We start from the raw sequence: 21,994 nt of genomic DNA, 5'->3' as shown, positions 1-21,994 counted from the left end.
GATTAAAATGGTATAAAAAATTTTACTCGGCACTTTTAGTTCCTGCTAACTTTTGTAATCAGGTGTCGTCGACGTAGAGCTGTGACCTTTAGTGCTGGTGGTCTTTTACGCGTGAAAAATTCACAGTGTAGAACGGGAGAGGAAACCCTCATTCCCATCCTCAGCGGGATCCTCTCTATGCCCAATTCCTTCGTAGAACTTGATGACACTTGGTACTCAAGCGCCAAGGCCAAGTGGCGCGAGCCGTTCGTATATCAAGAACGCGTACGCGGGAAGCTCGTTCGAACCGAACTGGCTAGGGCACTTTCAACATTGTTCGGTCTGCACGCCTCACAAACTCGAATATTGTGCGATGCGGTAGAGAAAATGAACGTGTCCTCATTGATACAAGACGATCAACTCGATCGTGATGAACTGCGCCGTGGGGTTCGTTCTGTTTGGACGAAATTTGGCGAAGGTCCTGCACTGTTGTCGGGAATGTGTGGTCATGTTGAGGGGCTTCAGCGACTCGCCGAACTGAATAATTTAGATGTTGTCTGTGCTGGAATCAGAAGTATTGAACGCTTGCATGTTGGCCAGTTTCTTGACCTTGAGGCAAGTGATAGTAAAACACTGCTAACGCTGGAAGAGTATGGTTGTATTGCGAAAGCTAATACTGGCTGCTTTTTCATATTTCTGTTGGAGGCTTGTCAGTGTTTGAAGCCGCTGAATGAGGAGGTCTATAAGTGGCTGGACTCCATGTTGTGGGGGCTGGGTATCTATTATCGTTATATTAATGATTTGCGTGACATCATTGATATGACGCATTTTGGAGTGAAAGGGTTTGCTATGGACTTGGAAGGCGGCCCAAAGTCATTCTTGATGATACTTGCGGCTGATCCCTTGATTAAGGGGGCGCGAAGTTCGGATCAAAAAAAGCAAATCATTCAAGCGTATGGAGATGCCGGCGTTTTCAAGGAGGCCATGGATCTGATGGAGCAAGCCTATAGCGGCCTCCTGCAATGCTTGCATGCTATCCGTCAGCTTGACGCCAGTGTAAACATCAGACGGTTGGATGCGTTCTTACAGAGCGTCCATTTCCAGCTTCGCCCTGAAGACGACTACTACAAACGGTTACTCGCGAAGGACGACTAACCGGCACTCGTCCTAACGATTGCCGCTTACTGGCCTAGCGCGCTCAAGATTGCATGGGCTACCTTCACCCGTTCCGCATTCGGGTAGTTCCTGTTTGCCAATATCACCACGCCCATGCCCTTGCTCGGCACATACGCCACATACGCGCCAAACCCATTGGTGGAACCGGTTTTGTTCACCAGCCTATCGGCGTCAGGCGCCTGCGGCGGGGTGAGCCAGTTGACCTCGTGCGGCTCGATGGCCATTTTTGTTGAGTTGCCCTCCACCAACGCATCAAGCTTGATCGGGTAGGGATACATCTCCCAACCCAGGCCCTGGGTCATGCCTTCGACGGTGTAGTAGCCGGTGTGGGTGGTGGCGATGGCCCGTTGCAGCGCAGGGTCCAGCGTTGCCGGGCGCATGTTCACCTGCACGTAGTGCAGCAGGTCCGACGCGCTGGTCTTGATGCCGTAGGCTTCGCTGTCGAGGGCCCCGGGGCCCACGCGCACGGGGTTACCGTCCTTGCCATAGCCTTGGGCGTACAGGCTCATTTGCTCATTGGGCACCTTGATAAAGGTATGCTCCAGGCCCAGTTTCGGCAGCAGGATGTCCTGCATCAATTGATCGAAAGGCTGCTTCAGGCTTTGCGCCGCCAGGTAGCCGAACAGGCCCAGGCTCGGGTTGGAATACAGGCGGTGGGTGCCAGGGGCGAAGTCGGGTTTCCAGTGCTGGAAATAGCTGATCATGCGCGGGTTGTTATCGGCCTCGCGGGGAAACTGCAGGGGCAGGCCACCAGCGCTGTAGGTGCCCAGGTTGAGCACGCTGATGTGCTCGAACGGGCTGCCGCGCAAGGCGGGCAGATACCGGCTGGCCGGGTCGCTGAGGGTCAGGTTGCCGGTCGCTACGGCATACCCGGCAAGGGTGGCGGTGAAGGTTTTGCTCACCGAACCGATCTCGAACAGGGTGTTTTCGCTGACGGGCTGTCGGGTGTCTTTGCTGGCGACGCCATAGCTGAAGTACGCCGTCTTGCCGTCCTTCACGACGCCGACGACGAGGCCGGGAATGGACTGTTGCTGCATCAATGGCTCGACGCTGGCGTCCACCACCGCCCGCAGGTCCGGCGCGGCCAGGCAGTTGCCGGCGACGAGGCACAACGCCAGCGCGGTTGAATGGCGTGCTATGAACGGTTGGAGCATGAGGGGTTTCCGAAAAGTGGGCAGCTCATTTCAACGCCTGCCGTTGGAAAAAAAACGCATTAAACCAGATACTTGCGGAACCAACCTAATGTCCTTTCCCACGCAAGATTCGCCGCCGCCTTGTCATAACGCGGTGTCGAGTCGTTATGGAAGCCATGGTTGGCACCCTTGTAGATATAGGCTTCATAGGTGGTGCCTGCCGTCTTCAGCGCCGTTTCGTACGCAGGCCAGCCCTCATTGATCCGCGTATCCAGCTCGCCGAAGTGCAGCATGATCGGCGCCTTGATCCGGGGTACGTCCTTGGCTTCTGGCTGGCGCCCGTAAAACGACACCGCCGCGCCCAACTCCGGATAAGCCACCGCCGCCGCGTTGGTCACGCCACCGCCATAACAGAAGCCCGTGATCCCGACTTTGCCGGTGCTGTTGTCGTGGTGCATCAGCCATTCGATGGCGGCGAAGAAGTCGTTCATCAGCTTGGTCGGGTCGACGGTCTGTTGCAGCGCCACGCCTTTCTCGTCGTTGCCGGGATAACCGCCCACTGAGGTCAGGCCATCCGGTGCCAGCGCGATGAAGCCGGCCTTGGCCAGGCGCCTGGCGACGTCCTCGATATAGGGATTCAAGCCACGGTTTTCGTGGACCACCACCACGGCCGGCAGTTTGCCTGAGGCCTTGGCCGGCCGCACCAGGTAGCCGCGCACGGTACCGTTGCCTTTGGGCGAGGGGTAGGTGATGTAGTCGGCGACGATATCCGGGTCGGTGAATTTTACCTGCTCGGCCAGGGCGTAGTTGGGGCTCAGCGCCGCGAGCAGGGCCGAGGCGGTGAGGCCGCCCAAGGTGAACAGGGCGGCGCGGTCGAGAAATTCGCGGCGGTTGATCTTGCCATGGGCATAGCCGTCGTAGAGCTCCAGCAGTTCGGGCGCAAAGTCTTTGGCGGTGAGACGAGTCATCGGTGCAGTCCTCGATTGGCGGTGGCAATCAATGTAGACCAGGTTCAGCCCTCGCGGCCATGGGCGGCGGCGGCCAGTTGCGCGGTGTCGACCCGCACGAACACCGAGTCACCGATTGCGGTGAGCACGTCGCCGGCGTATACCTCGCAGACCACACGGCTTTTACGGCCCACGTCGCCGTCGACCCGCGCGCGCAGGGTCAGCGGGATGCCCATGGGGGTGGGCTTGATGAATTTGATGCCCAGGTTGCCGGTGACGCAATCGATACGCGGCAGGCTGCCCGGTTCGCGGTGTTCGGCCTGGTAGTGGTAGGCCATGGCGGTCCAGTTGGAATGGCAGTCCACCAGCATGGCGATCAGGCCGCCGTAGACCAGGTCGGGCCAGCCGGTGTAGTGGGGCTCGGGTTGATACTCGGCGATGACGTGGATGCGGTCTTCGTCCCAGCGGCTCTTGATGTGCAGGCCCTGTGGGTTGCTGGTGCCGCAGCCGTAGCAGACGCCTTCCGGGGCCGTGATGTCTTGCAGAGACGGGGAATGCATGCAAAGTCCTTATTGTGGTGAGCGGCTACTCTGTTTAGCAGGACAGGCGCCTGATGGGAATACATGCATTTGTTTGGAGAGCGCGGCATGAAACGTGGAATTCTACTGCTCGCCCTGGGTTGTATCGCCAATGCACAGGCGGTGGAGTACACCGACGTCAACCCTGCCGCCAGTCAGATCAGCTTCACCTACCAGCAGTTGGGGCAGCGGGTGTATGGCACGTTCGGCCAGTTTGAGGGCACGCTGACCTTCGATACCCAGCGGCCGGAGGCGGGGCATGCACGGCTCAAGATTCAGCTCGCCAGCATCAACGCGGGGAGCGACGACGCCAATGACACCCTGCAACGTGCCTCTTGGTTCGATACCGCCACCTATCCGGTGGGCGTGTATGAATCCACTTCGGTCAAGGCCCTGGGCGGTAACCGCTTCAGGATCAGCGGGCACCTGACCATCAAAGGCACCACGCAGCCGGTTGATGTGCAGGTGCTGCTCAAGGAGCTGGATGGCATTGGCGTGTTCGACGGTGAGTTCATTCTCAAGCGTGGCGACTTCAGGATTGGCGAGGGCGAGTGGGCCGGCAACAGCGTGGTGTCCAATGACATCAACATCAAGTTCAAGATGGTCGCGCCGCAGCGTTAACGGGCGAACTTCCTTGCACCGGCGACGCAGCCGATCACCGCGACCGTCACCAGCACCATGCCCAGGCTCACCTGTTCGTGCAGCAGGCCCGCCGCCAGTGCCAGGCCGAAGAACGGTTGCAGCAATTGCAGCTGGCCGACGGCCGCAATGCCCCCCTGGGCCAGGCCGCGATACCAGAACACAAAACCGATCAACATGCTGAACAACGCCACGTAACCCAGGCTCAGCCAGGCCGGCAGGCTGATGCCGGCAAAACTCGACGGCGCCAGGATCAGGCTCAGCGGCAAGACCACCGGCAGCGAGATCACCAGCGCCCAGCAGATCACCTGCCAGCCACCCAGGCTGCGCGACAGCGTGGCGCCTTCGGCGTAGCCCAGGCCGCACACCAGCACCGCCAACAGCATCAACAGGTCGCCGACGGGCGCGGCGCTCAGGCCTTGGACGACGGCATAACCCATCACCAGCATGCTGCCCAGGGTCGAAAACAGCCAGAACACCGGGCGCGGCCGCTCACCGCCACGCAGGACACCAAACACGGCGGTGGCCAGCGGCAGCAGGCCGATGAACACGATGGAGTGGGCCGAGGTCACGTATTGCAGCGCGAGGGCGGTGAGCAGCGGGAAGCCGATCACCACGCCAAGGGCGACGATTGCCAGGGGCATCCATTGGTGGCGCGCAGGGCGTTTTTCCTTGAACAGCCACAGCAGCAGCAAGCCCAGGCTGGCGGCGATGACGGCACGCACCATGGTAAGGAACACGGGGTCGAACTCCATTACGGCCAGGCGCGTGGCGGGCAATGAACCGCTGAAAATCAGCACGCCGATAAAACCGTTGATCCAGCCTTGGGTGCTTGTACCCAGGGTGCTGAAGAAAGATGTACGTTCCATGAGGAGATGCCCGCCAGAAAGAAGGGTTGCGCTTGGGCCATCCTAGGGGCGAGCATAAAGACAATCAAAAAATTGTCATGGATACATCCCCTATGCCGCGTGCCCGCTACAAGTTACTGGTCGACAGGTTCGCCGAGGACATCCGCAGCGGCAAAATGCCGCCCGGCACGCGGCTGCCGACTCACCGCCAACTGGCCGCCGAGCACGGCCTGGCGCTGGTCACCGCGAGCCGCGTGTACAGCGAGCTTGCGGCGATGGGGCTGGTCAGCGGTGAAACCGGGCGTGGCACCTTTGTGCGCGAAATCTTGTTGCCGCCAGGGCAGGGCAGTGGGCAGATGACGGTTGCAGCGGGCATGCGCGACCTCAATTTCAACTACCCCGCGTTGCCGGGCCAGGCCGACCTGCTGCGCACGGCGTTACGCCAGTTGGCGCTGTCCGGTGACCTAGAAGCCCTGTTGCGTTACCAGCCTCACGCGGGGCGTTTGCACGAGCGTGCCGCCGTCGCCCGGCATTTGCTCAATCGTGGGCTGACTGTGCAGGCCGAGCAGGTGCTGTTGGTCAGCGGCGCCCAGCACGGCTTGGCGGTGACGCTGATGGCGCTGCTCAAGCCCGGCGATGTGGTCGCCGTGGATGCGTTGACCTATTCGGGGTTCAAGGTGCTCGCCGAGACCCTGCACCTGGAAATCGTCGCGATCCCGGTGACGCCCGCCGGCACAGACCTGGACGCCCTGCAAAACCTGTGTCGCCGCCGCCCGGTGCGGGCCGTGTACAGCATGCCGACGCTGCACAATCCTTTGGGCTGGGTGATGGACCGGGCGCAGCGCGAGCGGTTGGTCGCCATCGCCCGCCAGCACGACCTGATCATCATCGAAGACGCGGCCTACGCGTTCCTCGCCGCAAACCCGCCGCCGCCCGTGGCGAGCCTGGCGCCGGAACGCACGGTGTACGTGGGCGGGCTCTCGAAAAGTGTCGCGACCGGTCTGCGCGTGGGCTTTGTCGCGGCGCCCCGGGAATGGGTGAAGACACTGGAGCGCACGATCATGGCCACCACCTGGAACGTCCCAGGCGTGATGAGTGCGATTGCGGTGGCGTGGATCGAAGATGGCACCGTCGCGCAACTGGAAGCGCAAAAGCGCGAGGATGCCCAGGCGCGGCAGGCCCTGGCGGCGCAGGTGCTCAAAGGGCTGGCCTACACCAGCCATCCCTCATCGTATTTCTTGTGGTTGCCCCTGGCCGAAGAGGCCCGCGCCGATCAGGTCGCCATGGCCTTGCAGCGCGAGCACATTTCGGTGTCCACCGCCGAGCCGTTTGCCGTTTCTGCCCATGTCCCGCATGCGTTGCGGCTGGCGTTGGGCTCGCTGGCGATGCCGGCGTTGCGTGACGCGCTGCTGACCGTGCGCAAGGTGGTGGCAGGGTGAGCCGACTGCGGCGGCTCACCCGCGGCCCTCAGTACTTGTAAGCCTGACGCCCGATCAGCAGCCATTTGCCTTTTTGCTTCTGCCACACCTGGAAGTTGTCGATGTCGGTAGGGACTTCGACGCCGCTGTTCACGGCCAGCGCGTGGAAGTGGTTGCGCACCAGCGCGGTGTCGCCTTGCAGGGTGATGGTCTGGTTCTGCATCTCCAGGGTCTTGAAGGCGCTGGTGCGGGTTTCCAGGTCAGCGATGAATTGCGCTTTGTTCTGCACCTTGCCGCTGGAGTGGCCGTAGGTGAGCGTGTCGGAGGTCAGCGCGTGAAGCTGCTTGAGGTCCAGGTGCAGCATGGCTTGGGTCAGTTGGTCGACCGCTTGGGCCACTTCCTTCTCGGCAGTAGCGGGCGCCGCTGCGACATAACCGGTGAACAGGCACAGAAAACCGATCAGCAGTTTGAGTTTTTGCATGGGGGATTCCTTATTGTTGTTGGAGGACAGACACGTTACAGATTGTGTCGTCGTACAACATTGCAATATCCGGCTCGATTTTGGAATCGTAATTTTGATTATTTGCACGCGTGCCCATAGGAAAGCAGCATTGAGGTCCTAATGTTCTTGTACGACGTCCCATCACTAAGCAAGAATGGTTCTCCGTCTAACAATAAAATAACGGAGACACACCATGGCATTTCCTCCTCTGCCTGCGCGGGCCGACCACAGTCGCCGCGTCTTCCTCAAGCGTTCCCTGGCAGTTTGCGCATCGGTCGCGGTGCTCGGCAATGTGCCTGGCCTGGCAGAAGCCGCCGAACCCTTGAGCCAGCGTTATCCCGACCCGCTGATCAACGTGCTCGATGACAGCTTCCTCGAGTTGCGCCTGTTCAACGCCAGCGTCGAACGGCTCGCGACCGGCCTGCGCTGGGCGGAGGGGCCGGTATGGATCGGGGATGGCCGCTACTTGCTGGTCAGCGATATCCCCAACAACCGCATCCTGCGCTGGGACGAAGTGACCGATAGCCTGTCGGTGTACCGTGACAACGCCAACTTCTCCAACGGCATGTGCCGTGATCGCCAGGGCCGTCTGCTGGTGTGCGAAGGTTCGACCACCACGAGTGAGGGTCGGCGAATCAGCCGGACCGAACACAACGGCCGCATCACTGTGCTGGCGGACAGTTTTGAGGGCAAGCCTTTCAATTCGCCCAACGATATCGTGTGCAAACGTGATGGCTCGGTGTGGTTCACTGACCCGCCTTTCCAGACCGGCAACAACTACGAAGGGCACAAGATCACACCCACTCAGCCCCACGGCGTTTATCGTATAGACGCAGACAGCGGCAAGGTCACGCGGGTGATCGACGACCTCAACGGGCCCAATGGCTTGTGCTTTTCCCCGGACGAAAAAATCCTGTATGTGGTGGAGGGCCGGGCCAAACCCAACCGGCTGGTCTGGGCCATCGACGTGAAGGAGGACGGCACGCTCGGCGCACGTCGCAAGCACATCGAAGGGTTTGACTACGCAGCGCTGGACGGCATCAAGTGCGACGAGAGCGGCAACCTGTGGTGTGGCTGGGGTGGCAACGGCGACCCCAAGGCCGACCTGGAAAAACTCGACGGCGTGCGCGTGTTCAACCCACAGGGCAAGGCTATCGGGCATATCTCGCTGCCGGAGCGCTGTCCCAACCTGTGTTTTGGCGGCCGCGAAGGCAACCGCCTGTTCATGGCGGGCAGCCATTCGATCTATGCGCTGTTCGTCAATACGCGTGGTGCCGACTTCGTCGGGTGACGCGAAAGAAACCACGGTGAACATCGGTTGACCGGCGTTCACTGTGGCATTTTGGCGCTATGCTGCGAGCTCCTGAGACATCGGAGCGTCAAGCAAATGGACTTCAATTGGCACAGCGACCCCATCACCCGCGCCACACCCGTGAACCGTCACTACAAAAACACACAGAACGTGCGCCGCTTCATGCTTGAGCAGTGCGGTCCGAGGTTCAAGTTCGACCGCCCCTTCATGGCCTGGATCCGCAACGACCAGCCCAAGACCCTGGGCGATGTGGTGGATGAATGGCAACGTCGAAACGAGGATTCACGCCCATGACGCCCGATGAAAAATACCAGGGGTGCCCTGCGACGCCTTGGTGATGGCGGTGGGTCAGTCGGCACATTTGTCACTGAAGGACCGCTTTCGCAGGCAAGCCAGCTCCCACAGTTGCACTGTGTTTAGCCTGCTGCCTGCGGTGGGATCTGGGGTTTGCGGCCGGTGACGGTTTACGCCGAATCGGCCTGAAATACGCTCAAAAAGGTGGGAACTGGCTTGCCTGCGATGGCCATAGGTATCTACACATCTTTGTAGTGAGCGGGCTTGTCCCGCGCTGGGCTGCGAAGCCGCCCCAAACCAGGCGAATTGGGTTTGTCTGAAACTGCGCGGCGTCTTTTATTGGGGCGGCTTCGCCACCCAGCGCGGGACAAGCCCGCTCACTACAAAAATGGGTAGAAACCTATGCCGCGATGGCGGTGGGTCAGTCGGCACATTTGTCACTGAAAGACCGCTTTCGCAGGCAAGCCAGCTCCCACAGTTGCACGGTGTTTAGCCTGCTGCCTGCGGTGGGATCTGGGGGGTTGCGGCCGGTGACGGTTTACGCCGAATCGGCCTGAAATGCGTTCAAAAATGTGGGAACTGGCTTGCCTGCGATGGCCATAGGTATCTACACATCTTTGTAGTGAGCGGGCTTGTCCCGCGCTGGGCTGCGCAGCCGCCCCAAACCAGGCGAATTGGGTTTGTCTGAAACTGCGCGGCGTCTTTTATTGGGGCGGCTTCGCCACCCAGCGCGGGACAAGCCCGCTCACTACAAAAATGTGTAGAAACCTATGCCGCGATGGCGGTGGTTCAGTTGGTACATGTGTACCTGAAAGACCGCAATCGCAGGCAAGCCAGCTCCCACAGTTGAACGGTGTTTAGTCTGCCGCCAACGGCGGAGTACGCGGCGGGACCTGGCGTTTGCTGCCCGTCGCTTCATACGCCGAAGCAAATCGCAGCAACGCCGAATCGTCATAAGCCCGCCCGGCAAATGTCAGCCCCACCGGCATGCCGATATCCGCCATCACGCCCATCGGCACGGTGACGGTCGGTACGCCGAGGTGGCGGATGGCGAGGTTGCCGTTGGCTACCCAGACGCCGTTGCTCCACGCGATATCCGCCGAGGCTTCGTTCACGTCGGCATCCGCCGGGCCCACGTCGGCCACCGTGGGGAACAGCACAGCGTCGAGGCCGAGCGTGTTCATCCAGTCTTCCAGGTCGATGCGCCGGGTTTGCTCCAGGCCGCGCAGGCCGTCGGGAACGCTGCTGATGTGATCCCATGGAGTAATACCGCGCTCGGCCATGCGCACGTATTCGTCCATGCCGGCCGCCAGGTCGTCTTCACGGTTGGGCAGGGTGCCTGGGTCGTGGGGGAAGATCTTCGGCCCGTCCACATCAGCCAGGCGGTTGAGGGCGGGGTCGTTGTTGGCGCGCAGGAAGTCATCGAAGGCCCAGGCCGACAGTTCCCACAGTTCATCGTGGAGGAATTCCTTGGACACCAGCCCGCGGGTAAACACAGTGGGCGCGCCGGGGCGGTCGCCTTCGCAGTTGGAGACCAGCGGGAAGTCCACCTCCACGACTTCGGCACCAGCGGCTTGCAGTGCCTGGCGTGCGGCTTGCCACAGCGCGATCACGCTGGCGCGGGTGTTGATCTTCTGCCCGGTCGGGCCGCCAATCCCCGGCTTTTCGCTGGTGCCGGCATCCGGGTCTGCATTGATGTACATGCGCGGCACGCCAAAGCGCTTGCCCGCGAGGGACTCGGCCGTTGCCGCCAGTTCAAGGTAGGACGCCGGGCGCACCGAAGCGACACTCGGGATCGGCACCCACGGCTGCAGGCGCCACAGGTCGCCACGGGTGTCCGGGTCTTCGGCCACCACCACCTCGAGTATCTCCAGCAGGTCGGCCATGGTGCGGGCAAAGGGCACGACCACGTCCATGGTGGGCGTCAAAGGCCAGTTGCCGCGCACCGAAATAACCCCTCGGGACGGGGTGTAGGCGCACAGGCCGTTGTTGGACGCCGGGCCGCGTCCGCTGGACCAGGTTTCTTCCGCCAGACCGAAGGCGGCAAAGCTGGCGGCCGTCGCGGTGCCGGCGCCGTTGGACGAGCCGGAGGCAAACGGTGCGGTCAGGTAATCGGCGTTATACGGGCTCTCCGCCCGGCCATACACACCGCGCTGCATCCCGCCGTTGGCCATCGGCGGCATATTGGTCTTGCCCAGGCAGATGGCGCCCCCGGCGCGCAGGCGCTCGATGGTGAACGCGTCGCGCTGGGCGACCAGGTTGGCAAACGCCGGGCTGCCGGATGCAGCGGTCAGGCCCTTGACCAGATAGCTGTCTTTGGCGGTGTAGGGAATGCCCTCCAACGGCCCCAGGGTTTCACCCCTCATCCTGCGTGCATCGGATGCTTCGGCTTCTTTCAGCGCATCGGGGTTGCGCACCACCACGGCGTTCAGCGCGGTGGCCGTCTGCGGACCGTCATAGGCATCGATCCGCGCCAGGTAAGCCTTGACCAGCTCAACGGCTGTGGTTTGGCCGGATTCAAGCGCAGCGCGCAATTGGGCAATGGACACTTCGGTAACTTGCATCACGTTTTTTTCGCCGCCTTCAAGTGGGGGTATGGCGGCAGTCTACGTACAGCTATTTCACAAAACCAGCGCCGCATCATCCCTTTGGGCACCGCGCATCACCTGCCAGGTGGCCGCGTCAGCGGGAATCAGATGTTCGATGCGCAGGGAGGCGAGGGTGATGTCCTGAGGCATGCCGAACGTTGTGAAGGTAGACAGAAAGCTCAGTTCGCCCTGGGTCGAGCGAATGCGCGTCAGCACCAAGGGTGGCAGGTGCGCGGGCAGTTCGGCATCTGTCGGTGCCGGCAAGGTGGCGAGTAACGCGGCCAGTTCCGGATTGCCCAGCGCTTCGCGGGAGGCACGCTGCCAGGCCAGGGTGCGAATCTCGTCGGCATTGAGCAGGTGATCGCCCAGGCCGCCCGCTTGCAGCAAGGTGACCAGCAGGTTCACACCCTGCGCCGCATCCGGCGTGATGCCCACCAATGCAAACAGCGCATGGGTACTGGCATTCGCCGCCAGCACCTGCCACTGGCTGTCCAGCAGGATGGCGGGGGCTGGATTGTTGGCGTGCAGCACGTGGCTGACCGCTTCGCGGATCGCGGCCATCGCGGGGGAGGCGAGCGGCGTGGCGGGGTAGCGCGGAGCATAGCCGGCCGCGAGGAATACGCGGTTGCGCTGGTCCAGCGGTGCCTCCAGCGCCGCGAGCAGCGTATGCAGGGTGCCTGGGCCTGGCTTGGCCCGGCCCGTCTCGATGCAACTGAGGTGCCGCTGGGAAACCCCCGTGATCAACGCCAGGTCGAGTTGGCTCAGCTTGGCCAGCCTGCGCAAGTGGCGCAGTTGTTCGCCAGCGGTGGAAGAGTAGTCCGTGACCAAACCATGACCTCCGAGGTCATTGCGAGGGGCTGAACCTTACCACTAACTTAAGCCTTGATCACTCCAAGGAAGCCACCATGAAAAGACCCTCTATGGCCCTGGCCGCGTTGCTCGGGTTTTCCCTGTACACCCTGGCGACGATGCTGACGGCCGAGCAGTCGCTGTTATCGTTTGGCCAGGAATTGATGGCGCGCCCGGACACGGCGCAGGTGGTGATCGACCTGTACCTGATGGCGGTGCTGGCGTGTGTGTGGATGTACCGGGATGCGCGGCGCCGGGGGCGTTCGTTGGTTTCGGTCATGCCGTATTTTTTGCTGACGGCGGTGTTCGTGTCGGTGGGGCCGTTGCTTTATCTGGTGGTGAATGGGGGCCGCGATGAGTGAGCTTTTGCAGGTCTACACACTGTGTGTGCTGGTGCTGTGCCTGAAGATGTTCGCAATATCCTGCTACCAGGGGTTTTTTCGCCTCAGGAGCCACGTGTTTACCAATCCCGAAGACGCAGCATGCTTCAACCGCGCCGCGCATACGGGGGAACTGCTGCAAGTCGTGCGTGCGAGCAAGGCGTGGGCGAATGACCTGGAGAACATCCCGCTGTTTTTTGTGATTGGCGGGTTGTGTGTGGTACTGGTGACTTCCAGTGAGATGACTGCTGGGCTGTTCGTTGGTTTTACCTTGGCCCGCATGGCACATACGCTACTTTATCTGGGCGGATGGCAGCCCTGGCGCACCCTGGCGTATGCGGTCGGCACAGTATGCCTGTTCGGGCTTGGCGGGTTGGTGGCTTGCGCAATGATATGAGCGTTTCACCGCTCCCACATTTGATCCAGGTTGCTGTAAGCACTGCGTTCGCTGAACTGGCCTGGTATTTATTGCCGGGGCACTACCACGCGAAAAAGCGTCCCCGCCGCTCGATCCGACTCCACTTCGATCACCCCTTGATGGGATGCCGCAATTTCCGAGGCAATGAACAAACCCAGCCCAAGGCCGGCCGTGGGCCCGTGTTCAATCACCGAGCGCTGGGAAAAGCGCCCCATGGGGTTGAAGATAAACGGCAGCACATCGACCGGGATGGGTTCGCCGTGGTTGTGCACGGTAAACACCACCGTTTCAGCGGTCGTCGCCAATTGGACCGTGATCGGTGACTGCGCATCGCCGTGCTGCACCGCATTGCTGATGATGTTGGAAAACACCTGCTCCATGCGCGGGCCATCGAAGGCGCCGATGGTCGGGGTGTCGGCTTCGAACAGGATGTTTGACGTGGGGTGAAACGCGCGCAGCTCCTCGACGATGCGTTCGCAGATCGGTGCCAGGTCGGTCACCGTGCGCTTGACCGGAATGCCCGGGCCCATCTGGCAGCGTGTCAAATCCAGCAGGTCGCCGACGATCTGGCTGGCGCGTTGCACGCTGGCGTAGATCTGCCTGGCCACCCGCGTACCGCGTTCGTCTGCGGTGGGCGAGCGCCTGAGGATATCGGCGCCCAGCAGGATCGCGCCCAACGGCGTGCGCAGGTCGTGACCGAGGATGCCCAGGAACACATTGCGCGACGCTTCCACGGCGCGCGAGTAACTGGCGATGGATTCCGCCAGCGCCTGATCGATGGCCTCATGGAAGCGGTTCATGTCGTCCACTGCCAGCGGCGTGCCGTGTTTGATCTGGTTGAGCCATTGGCTGAGCACGCTGGTGCGCAACGCCCGGTACTCCGACACCATCTGGTCGATGGAGAACCCCGCCATCAAGCGCGTCACCGCGTGGGTTTCAGCCGGGGTCTCGTCATCCTGCTGCGGTGCCAGCCCCTGGGCCTTGTCGATTTGTTCCTGCACGGTCTGGGTGGTTCGCAGGTCGAGCACGATGGCGCGCAGCATCTGCTCGGCATGGTCACGCAGGCCTGTAGCGTCCAGATCAGCGCCTGGGGTCTGGATGGTGCGGGCGAAGTCTTCCCAGGCCTGGAGGATCGGCTCGAGGTTCTCAAGAATGAAGTCTGGCAGGCGCATGCGAAGGTCCTAGGAGGGGCAGAAACGCACGGGAAGCTGCCAAACCGGGATTTAAGCACAAATTGCGCCGCTGATGCTGCGCAGGCGTCCTTGCCTGCGTCAGCCAGAGGTTCGTCAGACGCCTTTGGTGGAAGGCAGCAACACGGTCAGGATGCCCACCAGTGGCAGGAACGAGCACAGCGTGTAGACGTAGTTGATGCCGTGGGTGTCGGCGAGCAAACCGAGCAGTGCCGCGCCAATCCCGCTGAAGCCGAACATCAGGCCGAAGAAGATCCCGGCGATCATGCCGACATTGCCCGGCACCAGTTCCTGGGCAAACACCACGATGGCCGAGAATGCCGAGGCAAGGACAAAGCCGATCACCACGCTCAACACCGCCGTCCAGAACAGGTCGACGTAGGGCAGGGCGAGGGTGAACGGAGCGGCGCCGAGAATGGAGAACCAGATGACTTTCTTGCGGCCGATCCTGTCGCCAATCGGGCCCCCGGCGAAGGTGCCGACGGCCACCGAACCGAGGAACAGGAACAGGTACATCTGCGAGCTGGCGACCGACAAATGGAATTTTTCGATCAGGTAAAAGGTGAAGTAACTGGTCAGGCTGGTCATGTAGAAGTATTTGGAGAACACCAGCACAGCCAGCACCACCAGGGCGAAGGTCACGCGGCCTTTGGACAAGCCATGGCTGGCTTTACCGCCCTGCTTGAGCTTGAACAGGTTGAGGTGGGTGCGGTACCAGCGGCTCAGGCCGTACAGCACCAGGATCGCGAACACGGCGAACAGCCCGAACCAGGCGATATGACCCTGGCCGTAAGGAATGATGATTGCCGCCGCGAGCAACGGGCCCAAGGCGCTGCCGGTGTTACCGCCGACCTGGAACGTCGATTGCGCCAGGCCGTAGCGCCCGCCCGAGGCCAGGCGCGCCACGCGCGAGGTTTCCGGGTGGAAGGTCGACGAGCCAACGCCCACCAACCCGGCTGCCAGCAGAATCGCGGGAAAGCTGCCGACGTACGCCAGCAGCAGGATGCCGATCAAGGTGCACACCATGCCCGCCGGCAGCAGCCAGGGCTTGGGGTGGCGGTCGGTGTGGTAGCCGATCCAGGGCTGCAGCAGCGAAGCGGTCAGTTGGAAGGTCAAGGTGATCAGGCCCACCTGGGTGAATGACAGGCCGTAGTTGGCCTTGAGCATCGGGTAGATCGACGGCAGCACAGCCTGGATCAGGTCATTGATCAAATGCGCCAGGGCGCAGGCGCCGAGGATGCGCATGACCAAGGGGCTGGCTTGGGGGGCAGGGGGTGCAGCGGCGGGTGACGCGGTGAGGGTCGACATGCAGGCATTCCAGACAAGGCAGCTGATCAAAGGCGGCAACGTCTTAAGGTCGCCATCCATTACAAGATGATTCGGCGTTTATGCTAGATTCGCCGTCAATGCCTGTCTCGCGCAATTGGGGCGTCAACCATCGCAAAAAGGGCGAAATGATCAAATCACTGGATATATTTTTACAGGAGATCGACGAAGGCGACTGGGCGGTGATCAGTTCGGCCACCGATTATCCGGAAAACTGGGTGATACCCGACCACAGCCACGAAAAGCACCAGCTGTTGTATGCGACCGAAGGCGTGATGGTGGTGCACTCGGCGCAGAACCAGTGGACCGTGCCGCCCAACCGTGGCTTCTGGATGCCCTGTGGGCACGTCCACTCCTTGCGGTGCGTGGGGCCATTGAAGATGCGCAGCGTGTTTGTTCGCCCTGGCAGCTTTCCCAACCTGCCCACCGAGACCAAGGCGGTGAGTATCTCGCCGCTGTTGAGCGAGCTGATCAAGGCGTCGGTGAGCTTGAAGCCCCCCTATGCCGAGGATTCGCGGGACGCGCGGATCATGCACCTGATCCTCGACGAACTCGCGCTGTTGCCGGCTTTGCCATTGTCGCTGCCGTTGCCGGCCGAGCCGCGCATCCACCGCATTTGCCTGGCATTGCAGGATGAACCGGGCGATGCCTCCACCGTGGCGGACTGGAGCGAGCGCCTGGGCCTGGACCAGAAAACCATCCAGCGCCTGTTCCGCAAGGAAACCGGCATGACCTTCGGCCATTGGCGCCAGCAGGCCCGGCTGCTGCTGGCGCTGGAACGCATCGCAGTGGGCGGGAAGGTGATCGACATCGCCCTGGAGCTGGGCTATGAAAGCCCCAGCGCGTTTACCAGCATGTTCAAGAAACAGTTCGGCAAGACCCCGAGCCATTTTTTCCGCTAATGCCGGGCACGATCACACCACGCTGCTTGCGTATACCTCCAGCAAGCCGTTGAAGGTTGCGTTATCCAGCGGTTGGCTGAGGAAATAGCCTTGGCCTTCTTCACACGCCACGGCCTTGAGCAGTGCCAAGTGTTCAGCGGTTTCGACGCCTTCGGCGGTGACCGTCAGTGCCAGGGCACGGCCCAGGCCGACAATGGCCTGGATAATCGCCTTGTCATCGTCGCTGTCTTCCAGCCGGGTCAGGAAACTGCGGTCTATTTTCAAACCGTCGAACGGGAACGCACGCAGGTAACTCAGGGAGGAGTAGCCGGTCCCGAAGTCGTCCATGGCGATGCGTATGCCCAATTGCTTGAGCGTATTCATGACCTCAAGCGCCCCGGTGGCATCTTCGAGCATCACGCTTTCGGTGATTTCCAGCTCTACGCGCGCGGGGTCGATACCGGAGGCGTTCAGCGCCTGCCGTACGCGCGCCACCAGGTTGCCGCGCTTGAATTCCGTGGGTGACAGGTTCACCGACACAAACAGATGTTCCGGCCACTGGGCTGCACACATGCAGGCGGTTTCGAGTACCCAGTCGCTCAATGCCAGGATCAGCCCGGACTCTTCGGCAATCGGAATGAAGGTGTCCGGCGCGATTAGGCCGCGCTCCGGGTGTTGCCAGCGCACCAGCGCTTCGGCCCCCACCATCTGGCCGTCGGCGATGCGATAGCGCGGTTGGAAATGCAGGCGCAGCTCGGCGTGCTTGATCGCAAAGCGCAGGTCGCTTTCCAGGCGGCGACGTTCGATGATGCGCGCATTCATTTCGCCGGAATAGAAACGCCAGGTATTACGGCCCGCCGCCTTGGCCTCGTACAGGGCAATGTCGGCGTAGCGCAGCAGCTCCGTGGCTTCGCGGGCATCGTTGGGGGCGATGGCAATGCCGATGCTGGCGCTGACGAACACCTCCTGCTCGTCGATCCTGATCGTGCGCTCGATGGACTCGATCAAGCGATAGCACAGGGCTTCGACTTCATCTGGTGTGCCTGCATCAACCAGGATCAGCACAAACTCATCCCCGCCGACGCGGGCCACCAGATCGCCGTGGCGCACGCACTCGGCCAGGCGCGTGGACACTTCGTTGAGCACCCGGTCGCCGGCGGCGTGTCCGAGCAGGTCATTGACCGGCTTGAAACGATCAAGGTCCAGGCTGAGCATGACCAGCGACTGTTTGGAAGTGGGCAGCGCCTTGAGTTTGCCGTCGAGGAAGGTTTGCAGGCGCGTGCGATTGGCCAACCCGGTGAGCGCGTCATGCTGGGAGAGAAACTCGATGCGCCGACGGGCTTCGACTTCTTCGGTCACGTCGGTGGCGGTGCCGCGAAACCCGCCGCAGGGCATCTGCCGCGCCGACAAGCGTGTGCTACGTTCCAGCCCCCGCGCATCAACGTAGCGACACTGCACACTGATGTCCGGGCGACGTCCGGGCGCGTTGAGCCACTGCGACAGCAGGCCGGTATCGGTTTGCAGCAAGTCGTTCATCGTGGCGCCGATCCAGGCATGCCGCGCCAGCCCGGTGACGCCTTCGAAACGCTCCGACAGGTAGGTAAAACGCCAACCGGCATCGATTTCCCAGACCCAATCGGAACTGGCCTCCACCACATCGCGAAAGCGTGCTTCGCTGGTGGCCAGGGCATTCTGGCTGTTGCGCAGCGAGGCATGGCTGGCGTCCAGGGCGAGCGCGGCGGCGGTGGTGCGGCGCGAAATGACCCAGGTCATCAGGCACACCAGCAGCGCGGCCAGGCCCAGCAGCGGCAGGCCTACACCCATCAGGCGCAGGCCGGGGCGGGCCGGTTCCCAGTGCAGGCTGCCGGCGGTGCCGTTGTCGCCGAGGGGGAAGAGCAGAGTCTTGCCGATTTCATCGGGGGTGGCAATGTGCAGCTTGTTCACGCCGAACTCATCGCCGATCACGGCCAGCTTGGCGCTGTCGAGGATGTCGATAAAGATCAGTACCGACGGTTGCCGGCCATCGGTCGTCACTGTGGGATCGGTGCCCGGTGTGATGGCGGCGGCCGCCACCAGCGCGGGGCTGCCTTGTACGTTGATAAAGGCCGTGGCCGGTGTTTCGTCGTCTGCGCCGGCACGCGCCTGTTCGAGAATATCGCCGATGGACCGGCCTAGCCATGACGTGAGTTCGACGTTTTTCAGCTGACCATCGATGACCGCGTACACCGTGCGATTGGCGTCGTCGACCACAAACAGGCCTTGGAAACCGAAATCGTCAAACAGCGTGGCGCCGATATTGCCCCGCACAAAGGCCCAATCTTCGTCCACCTTAACGTGCAGGTGCTTGTAGGCATCGCTCCAGAAGGCATAGTCCTTGACCGTCACCCGCAGGGCTTTTTCCAGGGACTGCACGGCTTTGCGGGTGTAAAAAGCGCTTTCAACCTCTTCGGAGCGGTCCAGTTCATGGGCAAGGTAGACCAGCGAATAGGCGGCGGCCGCGAAGACCACCGCCAGCAAGGCCATGAACCGGAACAGGGAGGTGCGAGCCAGAGACAGGCTGGTTCGATCGGAAAGCGAGAGAGCGATAGGAGCGAGAGAGTTCGGCATTATTTCCCGCAGGGCGTCGCTGCAAGTCAGGGTTATGTCTTGCTATCGGCCGCGGCGGCGAAAAATTTAGCCCGTCGGGCGGCGTTGTCACTGGCGCGCGCGGCCAGCCAGGCCAGCAGGGCTGCGGCGCCCAGCACCGCCGCGCTCAACTCGAATGTCGCTTTGTAGCCGCGCAGGTCGAACACCAGGCCGCCTGCGATAGCGCCCGAGGCGATCGCCAGTTGGATGATTGCAACCATCAGGCCGCCGCCGGCCTCGGCATCGTCGGGCAGGGTTTTTGACAACCAGGTCCACCAGCCCACCGGTGCAGCCGTGGCGACCAAGCCCCACAATCCCAGTAATACGGTGGTCATCAGCGTGGAGCTGCCAACCACGACCAGCGCCAGTGCAATCCCCGCCATCAACAGCGGAATGATCGCCAGCGTCAGGTGCAGGCCTTTGTTCAGGAAGCGCTCGATCAGGAACGTCCCTGCCAACCCCGCCAGTCCCAACACCAGCAATATCAACGACAGCCTCGAAACGCTGACCTGGGTGACGGTCTCCAGAAACGGTCGCAGGTAGGTGAACAGCATGAACTGGCCCATGAAAAAAACGCTCACCGCCAGCAAGCCCAACACCACGGGTGTGCGTTTGATCAACTGCAACACGCCGCTGTTGCTGGCGCCGCCTTGCGCCTTGATCGACGGCAGGCTCAGCATCAGCCAGGCTGCCGCCAACACCGCAACGGGCACCACGCAAAAAAATGCCCCACGCCAACCAATCAAGCCGCCGACGAAGCTGCCCAGCGGCGCGGCGATCACCGTGGCCAGCGCATTACCGCCATTGACGATAGCCAAGGCACGCGGCACTTGAGGCTCAGGCACCAGGCGTATGGCGGTAGCGGCCGAGAGCGACCAGAAGCCGCCGATGGCCACGCCGATCAACGCACGGCCAAGCATGAACACCGGGTAATTTGGCGCCAGCGCCACCACGGTTCCGGAGACGATCATCAGCAGGGTCAAGGACAGCAGCAGACACTTGCGCTCGACCCGGGCCGCCATGCCCGCGATCACCAGGCTGGTGAGCAGGGCAAACAGCCCGGACACCGAAATGCCCTGGCCGGCCTGGCCCTCGGTGATCTGCAGGTCGGCGGCCAGTGGCGTCAGCAGGCTCACCGGCATGAACTCGGACGCCACCAGGGCGAATGCCGCCAGCGACATCGCGAACACGGCGCCCCAGTTTTTTGTGTGTTGGGTGCTCATTTCAACTGGCTCTTGAAGAACGTTGTGGGCTTGGCGAACGGGATCAAGTCGACCCGGTCGTACAAGTCCACATGCCCGGCATCCGCGATGATCACCAGTTCCTTGAAGAGGCTTTTCATCGCGTGATCCTTGAGAAGGTAGGTCCGCGCATTTTCCCGAGTGAGGCCAGGCTTCTGTAGTGCATTTGCCTGGATGACTTGCCTGATCCTCTGAGACTTGCGGTATGCGCGGGACGCCCACCGGTTGGCCGGGGTAAAGTTCAGGCAACAGAGGAATGAACCTGTCATGACGATCAAGGAATCTTTGGACGTGCTGGTCCAAGCCATCGGCTCGCGGGTGCAGGCGCCCGGCGACTGCCCCATGCCGATTCCCGGCCTGGGCTTCTATCGACGTGATCAGCCCGCGCAACCGGTGGTGTGCATGGTCGAACCGTGCATCGTGCTGGTGGCCCAGGGTGAGAAGCGGTTGTGGGTTGGAGGCGAAGGCTATCTGTATGACACCTCGCGTTTTCTGGTGACCTCGCTGGACATGCCGGCCAACTCCGAAGTGATCGCGGCCAGCCCCGAACAGCCGTGCCTGGGCCTCACATTCAAGCTGGACCTGCGCATATTGGCCGAGCTGATCGCCCAGAGTGAGTTGCCGCCAACGCGGGATCGGGCGGAGCTCAAGGGGGTGGGTATCGGCGCGGTGACCGAAGGCATGCTCGCGTCATTCGCGCGTCTGGTGGCGCTGCTCGATGAACCCGAGGCGATCCCGGTGCTTGCGCCGTTGATCCAGCGCGAGATTCATTACCGGCTATTGAAGAGCGACCAGGCGAGCCGCCTACGCCGGATCTGTGCCGTGGACGGGCAGGGTTATCGGATTGCCAAGGCCATCGATTGGCTGAAGCTCAACTACGGCGCGACGCTGCGCGTGGATGAGTTGGCCGCGCGCGTGCAAATGAGCGCGGCGACCTTTCATCACCACTTCCGCCAACTGACCGCCATGAGCCCGTTGCAGTACCAGAAGTGGCTGCGCTTGAACGAGGCGCGGCGCCTGATGTTGAACGAGCACCAGGACGTGTCTGGCGCCGCGTTCAAAGTGGGCTATGAAAGCCCCTCCCAGTTCAGCCGCGAGTACGCTCGTTTGTTCGGTGTGCCGCCCAAGCGCGACATCGCGGCCTTGCGTGGCAAGGCCGAAGTCACCGATCAGTTGTCAGATTCGCGAAAAAAATGCAGCCGATCAGACGCGCAAACAGGCTGAGGGTTTCCGGCAGGTTGGGGTCCTCGAACAGCATCGCTCGCGAATCCAGCGCACACAGCGCGCCGAACAGGCGGCCATCGGGCAGGAAGATCGGCGCGCCGGCGTAGCTCTCGATCGCGTATTGCTTGACCACCGGGCGTGCGGCAAAACGGCCGTTCTGGCTGATCTGCGGGACGAACAGGGTGTGCGGGTCGATGCAGAACTCACTGCACAGCGTGGTTTCCAGGTCGAGTACGTCATCGACGTGAATGCCCATGTCGATGGTGTCGTGTACCGAGCACACGATCCAATCCTGGTCGGTGAACTTGGCAATGCCGGCGAAGCGCATTCCGGTCAGACGGGTGACTAATTGCAGGATGCTGGTGGTGGCTTCTATTTCGGCAATAGCGGCGCGTTCGTCTGCGCTGAGCAGAGACTGTGGCGCGGTGACGCTTGGAACCATGGGT

Annotated in this window: 22 protein-coding genes; 9 read left to right on the top strand and 13 right to left on the bottom strand. The window is 61.9% G+C overall.

Annotation, left to right across the window (positions count from 1 at the left end):
* Positions 1–177 precede the first annotated feature (177 nt).
* Complete coding sequence (locus KVG91_RS24780) at positions 178–1,134, top strand: polyprenyl synthetase family protein (RefSeq protein WP_169376916.1); 957 nt, start codon at positions 178–180, stop codon at positions 1,132–1,134.
* A gap of 26 nt (positions 1,135–1,160) precedes the next feature.
* Here the strand turns inward: KVG91_RS24780 and ampC are convergent, their stop codons facing one another.
* From ampC to KVG91_RS24765, 3 genes are read right to left on the bottom strand one after another with little or no spacing between them, the layout of a single operon-like run.
* Positions 1,161–2,309: a class C beta-lactamase gene (ampC, locus tag KVG91_RS24775; RefSeq protein WP_169376917.1), complete on the bottom strand. Its 1,149-nt coding sequence runs from the start codon at positions 2,307–2,309 to the stop codon at positions 1,161–1,163.
* Between the two features lie 59 nt (positions 2,310–2,368).
* On the bottom strand, positions 2,369–3,256 hold the full coding sequence (yghX, locus tag KVG91_RS24770) for a YghX family hydrolase (RefSeq protein WP_169376918.1): 888 nt from the start codon (positions 3,254–3,256) through the stop codon (positions 2,369–2,371).
* Positions 3,257–3,300: 44 nt separating this feature from the next.
* Positions 3,301–3,795: a PaaI family thioesterase gene (locus tag KVG91_RS24765; RefSeq protein WP_169376919.1), complete on the bottom strand. Its 495-nt coding sequence runs from the start codon at positions 3,793–3,795 to the stop codon at positions 3,301–3,303.
* A gap of 87 nt (positions 3,796–3,882) precedes the next feature.
* Here KVG91_RS24765 and KVG91_RS24760 point away from each other — a divergent pair, with 87 nt between their 5' ends.
* Positions 3,883–4,434: a YceI family protein gene (locus KVG91_RS24760; RefSeq protein ID WP_169376920.1), complete on the top strand. Its 552-nt coding sequence runs from the start codon at positions 3,883–3,885 to the stop codon at positions 4,432–4,434.
* Here KVG91_RS24760 and KVG91_RS24755 read toward each other — a convergent pair.
* Positions 4,431–5,321 carry a DMT family transporter gene (locus KVG91_RS24755; RefSeq protein ID WP_169376921.1) on the bottom strand — a complete coding sequence of 297 codons (891 nt, stop codon included), beginning with the start codon at positions 5,319–5,321 and terminating at the stop codon, positions 4,431–4,433. The genes KVG91_RS24760 and KVG91_RS24755 overlap by 4 nt on opposite strands.
* A gap of 92 nt (positions 5,322–5,413) precedes the next feature.
* Between KVG91_RS24755 and KVG91_RS24750 the strand changes: the two genes are divergently transcribed.
* Positions 5,414–6,739: an aminotransferase-like domain-containing protein gene (locus tag KVG91_RS24750; protein WP_169376922.1), complete on the top strand. Its 1,326-nt coding sequence runs from the start codon at positions 5,414–5,416 to the stop codon at positions 6,737–6,739.
* A gap of 28 nt (positions 6,740–6,767) precedes the next feature.
* Here KVG91_RS24750 and KVG91_RS24745 read toward each other — a convergent pair whose 3' ends face one another.
* Positions 6,768–7,199 (bottom strand): nuclear transport factor 2 family protein, encoded by a 432-nt coding sequence (locus KVG91_RS24745; RefSeq protein WP_169376923.1) that lies wholly within the window; start codon positions 7,197–7,199, stop codon positions 6,768–6,770.
* Positions 7,200–7,413: 214 nt separating this feature from the next.
* Between KVG91_RS24745 and KVG91_RS24740 the strand changes: the two genes are divergently transcribed.
* Together KVG91_RS24740 and KVG91_RS24735 are read left to right on the top strand one after the other, a co-directional pair.
* A complete protein-coding gene (locus KVG91_RS24740; RefSeq protein ID WP_217894947.1) occupies positions 7,414–8,511 on the top strand; it encodes an SMP-30/gluconolactonase/LRE family protein in 1,098 nt (365 codons plus the stop codon).
* Positions 8,512–8,607: 96 nt separating this feature from the next.
* Positions 8,608–8,826 (top strand): DUF6434 domain-containing protein, encoded by a 219-nt coding sequence (locus KVG91_RS24735; protein ID WP_169374983.1) that lies wholly within the window; start codon positions 8,608–8,610, stop codon positions 8,824–8,826.
* Between the two features lie 857 nt (positions 8,827–9,683).
* Here the strand turns inward: KVG91_RS24735 and KVG91_RS24730 are convergent.
* Positions 9,684–11,393: an amidase gene (locus tag KVG91_RS24730; RefSeq protein WP_169374984.1), complete on the bottom strand. Its 1,710-nt coding sequence runs from the start codon at positions 11,391–11,393 to the stop codon at positions 9,684–9,686.
* A 54-nt stretch (positions 11,394–11,447) separates the two neighbouring features.
* Positions 11,448–12,242 carry a helix-turn-helix domain-containing protein gene (locus tag KVG91_RS24725; protein ID WP_169374985.1) on the bottom strand — a complete coding sequence of 265 codons (795 nt, stop codon included), beginning with the start codon at positions 12,240–12,242 and terminating at the stop codon, positions 11,448–11,450.
* A gap of 77 nt (positions 12,243–12,319) precedes the next feature.
* Between KVG91_RS24725 and KVG91_RS24720 the strand changes: the two genes are divergently transcribed.
* Together KVG91_RS24720 and KVG91_RS24715 are read left to right on the top strand one after the other, a co-directional pair.
* Complete coding sequence (locus KVG91_RS24720; RefSeq protein ID WP_169374986.1) at positions 12,320–12,625, top strand: DUF2834 domain-containing protein; 306 nt, start codon at positions 12,320–12,322, stop codon at positions 12,623–12,625.
* Entirely contained in the window at positions 12,618–13,040 is a 423-nt protein-coding gene (locus KVG91_RS24715; protein ID WP_169375003.1) for an MAPEG family protein, read from the top strand. The genes KVG91_RS24720 and KVG91_RS24715 overlap by 8 nt, the downstream gene beginning before the upstream one ends.
* Positions 13,041–13,108: 68 nt before the next feature.
* On the opposite strand, the gene KVG91_RS24710 is transcribed toward KVG91_RS24715, so the two are convergent.
* Positions 13,109–14,233: a sensor histidine kinase gene (locus KVG91_RS24710; protein ID WP_169374987.1), complete on the bottom strand. Its 1,125-nt coding sequence runs from the start codon at positions 14,231–14,233 to the stop codon at positions 13,109–13,111.
* Positions 14,234–14,347: 114 nt separating this feature from the next.
* Complete coding sequence (locus KVG91_RS24705) at positions 14,348–15,559, bottom strand: MFS transporter (RefSeq protein WP_169374988.1); 1,212 nt, start codon at positions 15,557–15,559, stop codon at positions 14,348–14,350.
* A gap of 98 nt (positions 15,560–15,657) precedes the next feature.
* Between KVG91_RS24705 and KVG91_RS24700 the strand changes: the two genes are divergently transcribed.
* Complete coding sequence (locus KVG91_RS24700; protein ID WP_169374989.1) at positions 15,658–16,479, top strand: AraC family transcriptional regulator; 822 nt, start codon at positions 15,658–15,660, stop codon at positions 16,477–16,479.
* Between the two features lie 12 nt (positions 16,480–16,491).
* Here KVG91_RS24700 and KVG91_RS24695 read toward each other — a convergent pair whose 3' ends face one another.
* Genes KVG91_RS24695 through KVG91_RS27850 form a run of 3 tightly spaced genes read right to left on the bottom strand, consistent with a single transcriptional unit; the run spans position 16,492 to position 20,425 of the window.
* Complete coding sequence (locus KVG91_RS24695) at positions 16,492–19,065, bottom strand: bifunctional diguanylate cyclase/phosphodiesterase (RefSeq protein WP_169374990.1); 2,574 nt, start codon at positions 19,063–19,065, stop codon at positions 16,492–16,494.
* A 32-nt stretch (positions 19,066–19,097) separates the two neighbouring features.
* A complete protein-coding gene (locus KVG91_RS24690; RefSeq protein ID WP_169374991.1) occupies positions 19,098–20,306 on the bottom strand; it encodes an MFS transporter in 1,209 nt (402 codons plus the stop codon).
* Entirely contained in the window at positions 20,303–20,425 is a 123-nt protein-coding gene (locus KVG91_RS27850; protein WP_256664817.1) for a hypothetical protein, read from the bottom strand. The genes KVG91_RS24690 and KVG91_RS27850 overlap by 4 nt, the downstream gene beginning before the upstream one ends.
* Before the next feature lie 166 nt (positions 20,426–20,591).
* Here KVG91_RS27850 and KVG91_RS24685 point away from each other — a divergent pair, with 166 nt between their 5' ends.
* Entirely contained in the window at positions 20,592–21,548 is a 957-nt protein-coding gene (locus KVG91_RS24685) for an AraC family transcriptional regulator (RefSeq protein WP_169374992.1), read from the top strand.
* Here the strand turns inward: KVG91_RS24685 and KVG91_RS24680 are convergent.
* Positions 21,487–21,990 carry a GAF domain-containing protein gene (locus KVG91_RS24680; protein ID WP_169374993.1) on the bottom strand — a complete coding sequence of 168 codons (504 nt, stop codon included), beginning with the start codon at positions 21,988–21,990 and terminating at the stop codon, positions 21,487–21,489. The two genes, KVG91_RS24685 and KVG91_RS24680, sit on opposite strands and share 62 nt — an antisense overlap.
* Positions 21,991–21,994 lie beyond the last annotated feature (4 nt).

It is taken from the genome of Pseudomonas azadiae (assembly GCF_019145355.1).
Classification (GTDB): Bacteria; Pseudomonadota; Gammaproteobacteria; order Pseudomonadales; family Pseudomonadaceae; genus Aquipseudomonas; species Aquipseudomonas azadiae.
This window is presented reverse-complemented; position numbering and strand designations above follow the sequence as displayed.

Bases quoted from the DNA above. Each gene is read 5' to 3' on its own strand.
- ampC (WP_169376917.1), bottom strand. From the start codon at position 2,309: ATGCTCCAACCGTTCATAGCACGCCATTCAACCGCGCTGGCGTTGTGC.
- KVG91_RS24755 (WP_169376921.1), bottom strand. From the start codon at position 5,321: ATGGAACGTACATCTTTCTTCAGCACCCTGGGTACAAGCACCCAAGGC.
- KVG91_RS24690 (WP_169374991.1), bottom strand. From the start codon at position 20,306: ATGAGCACCCAACACACAAAAAACTGGGGCGCCGTGTTCGCGATGTCG.
- KVG91_RS24745 (WP_169376923.1), bottom strand. From the start codon at position 7,199: ATGCAAAAACTCAAACTGCTGATCGGTTTTCTGTGCCTGTTCACCGGT.
- KVG91_RS27850 (WP_256664817.1), bottom strand. From the start codon at position 20,425: ATGAAAAGCCTCTTCAAGGAACTGGTGATCATCGCGGATGCCGGGCAT.
- KVG91_RS24710 (WP_169374987.1), bottom strand. From the start codon at position 14,233: ATGCGCCTGCCAGACTTCATTCTTGAGAACCTCGAGCCGATCCTCCAG.
- KVG91_RS24750 (WP_169376922.1), top strand. From the start codon at position 5,414: ATGCCGCGTGCCCGCTACAAGTTACTGGTCGACAGGTTCGCCGAGGAC.
- KVG91_RS24680 (WP_169374993.1), bottom strand. From the start codon at position 21,990: ATGGTTCCAAGCGTCACCGCGCCACAGTCTCTGCTCAGCGCAGACGAA.
- KVG91_RS24685 (WP_169374992.1), top strand. From the start codon at position 20,592: ATGACGATCAAGGAATCTTTGGACGTGCTGGTCCAAGCCATCGGCTCG.
- KVG91_RS24700 (WP_169374989.1), top strand. From the start codon at position 15,658: ATGCCTGTCTCGCGCAATTGGGGCGTCAACCATCGCAAAAAGGGCGAA.
- KVG91_RS24780 (WP_169376916.1), top strand. From the start codon at position 178: ATGCCCAATTCCTTCGTAGAACTTGATGACACTTGGTACTCAAGCGCC.
- KVG91_RS24735 (WP_169374983.1), top strand. From the start codon at position 8,608: ATGGACTTCAATTGGCACAGCGACCCCATCACCCGCGCCACACCCGTG.
- yghX (WP_169376918.1), bottom strand. From the start codon at position 3,256: ATGACTCGTCTCACCGCCAAAGACTTTGCGCCCGAACTGCTGGAGCTC.
- KVG91_RS24760 (WP_169376920.1), top strand. From the start codon at position 3,883: ATGAAACGTGGAATTCTACTGCTCGCCCTGGGTTGTATCGCCAATGCA.
- KVG91_RS24705 (WP_169374988.1), bottom strand. From the start codon at position 15,559: ATGTCGACCCTCACCGCGTCACCCGCCGCTGCACCCCCTGCCCCCCAA.
- KVG91_RS24720 (WP_169374986.1), top strand. From the start codon at position 12,320: ATGAAAAGACCCTCTATGGCCCTGGCCGCGTTGCTCGGGTTTTCCCTG.
- KVG91_RS24715 (WP_169375003.1), top strand. From the start codon at position 12,618: ATGAGTGAGCTTTTGCAGGTCTACACACTGTGTGTGCTGGTGCTGTGC.
- KVG91_RS24765 (WP_169376919.1), bottom strand. From the start codon at position 3,795: ATGCATTCCCCGTCTCTGCAAGACATCACGGCCCCGGAAGGCGTCTGC.
- KVG91_RS24695 (WP_169374990.1), bottom strand. From the start codon at position 19,065: ATGCCGAACTCTCTCGCTCCTATCGCTCTCTCGCTTTCCGATCGAACC.
- KVG91_RS24740 (WP_217894947.1), top strand. From the start codon at position 7,414: ATGGCATTTCCTCCTCTGCCTGCGCGGGCCGACCACAGTCGCCGCGTC.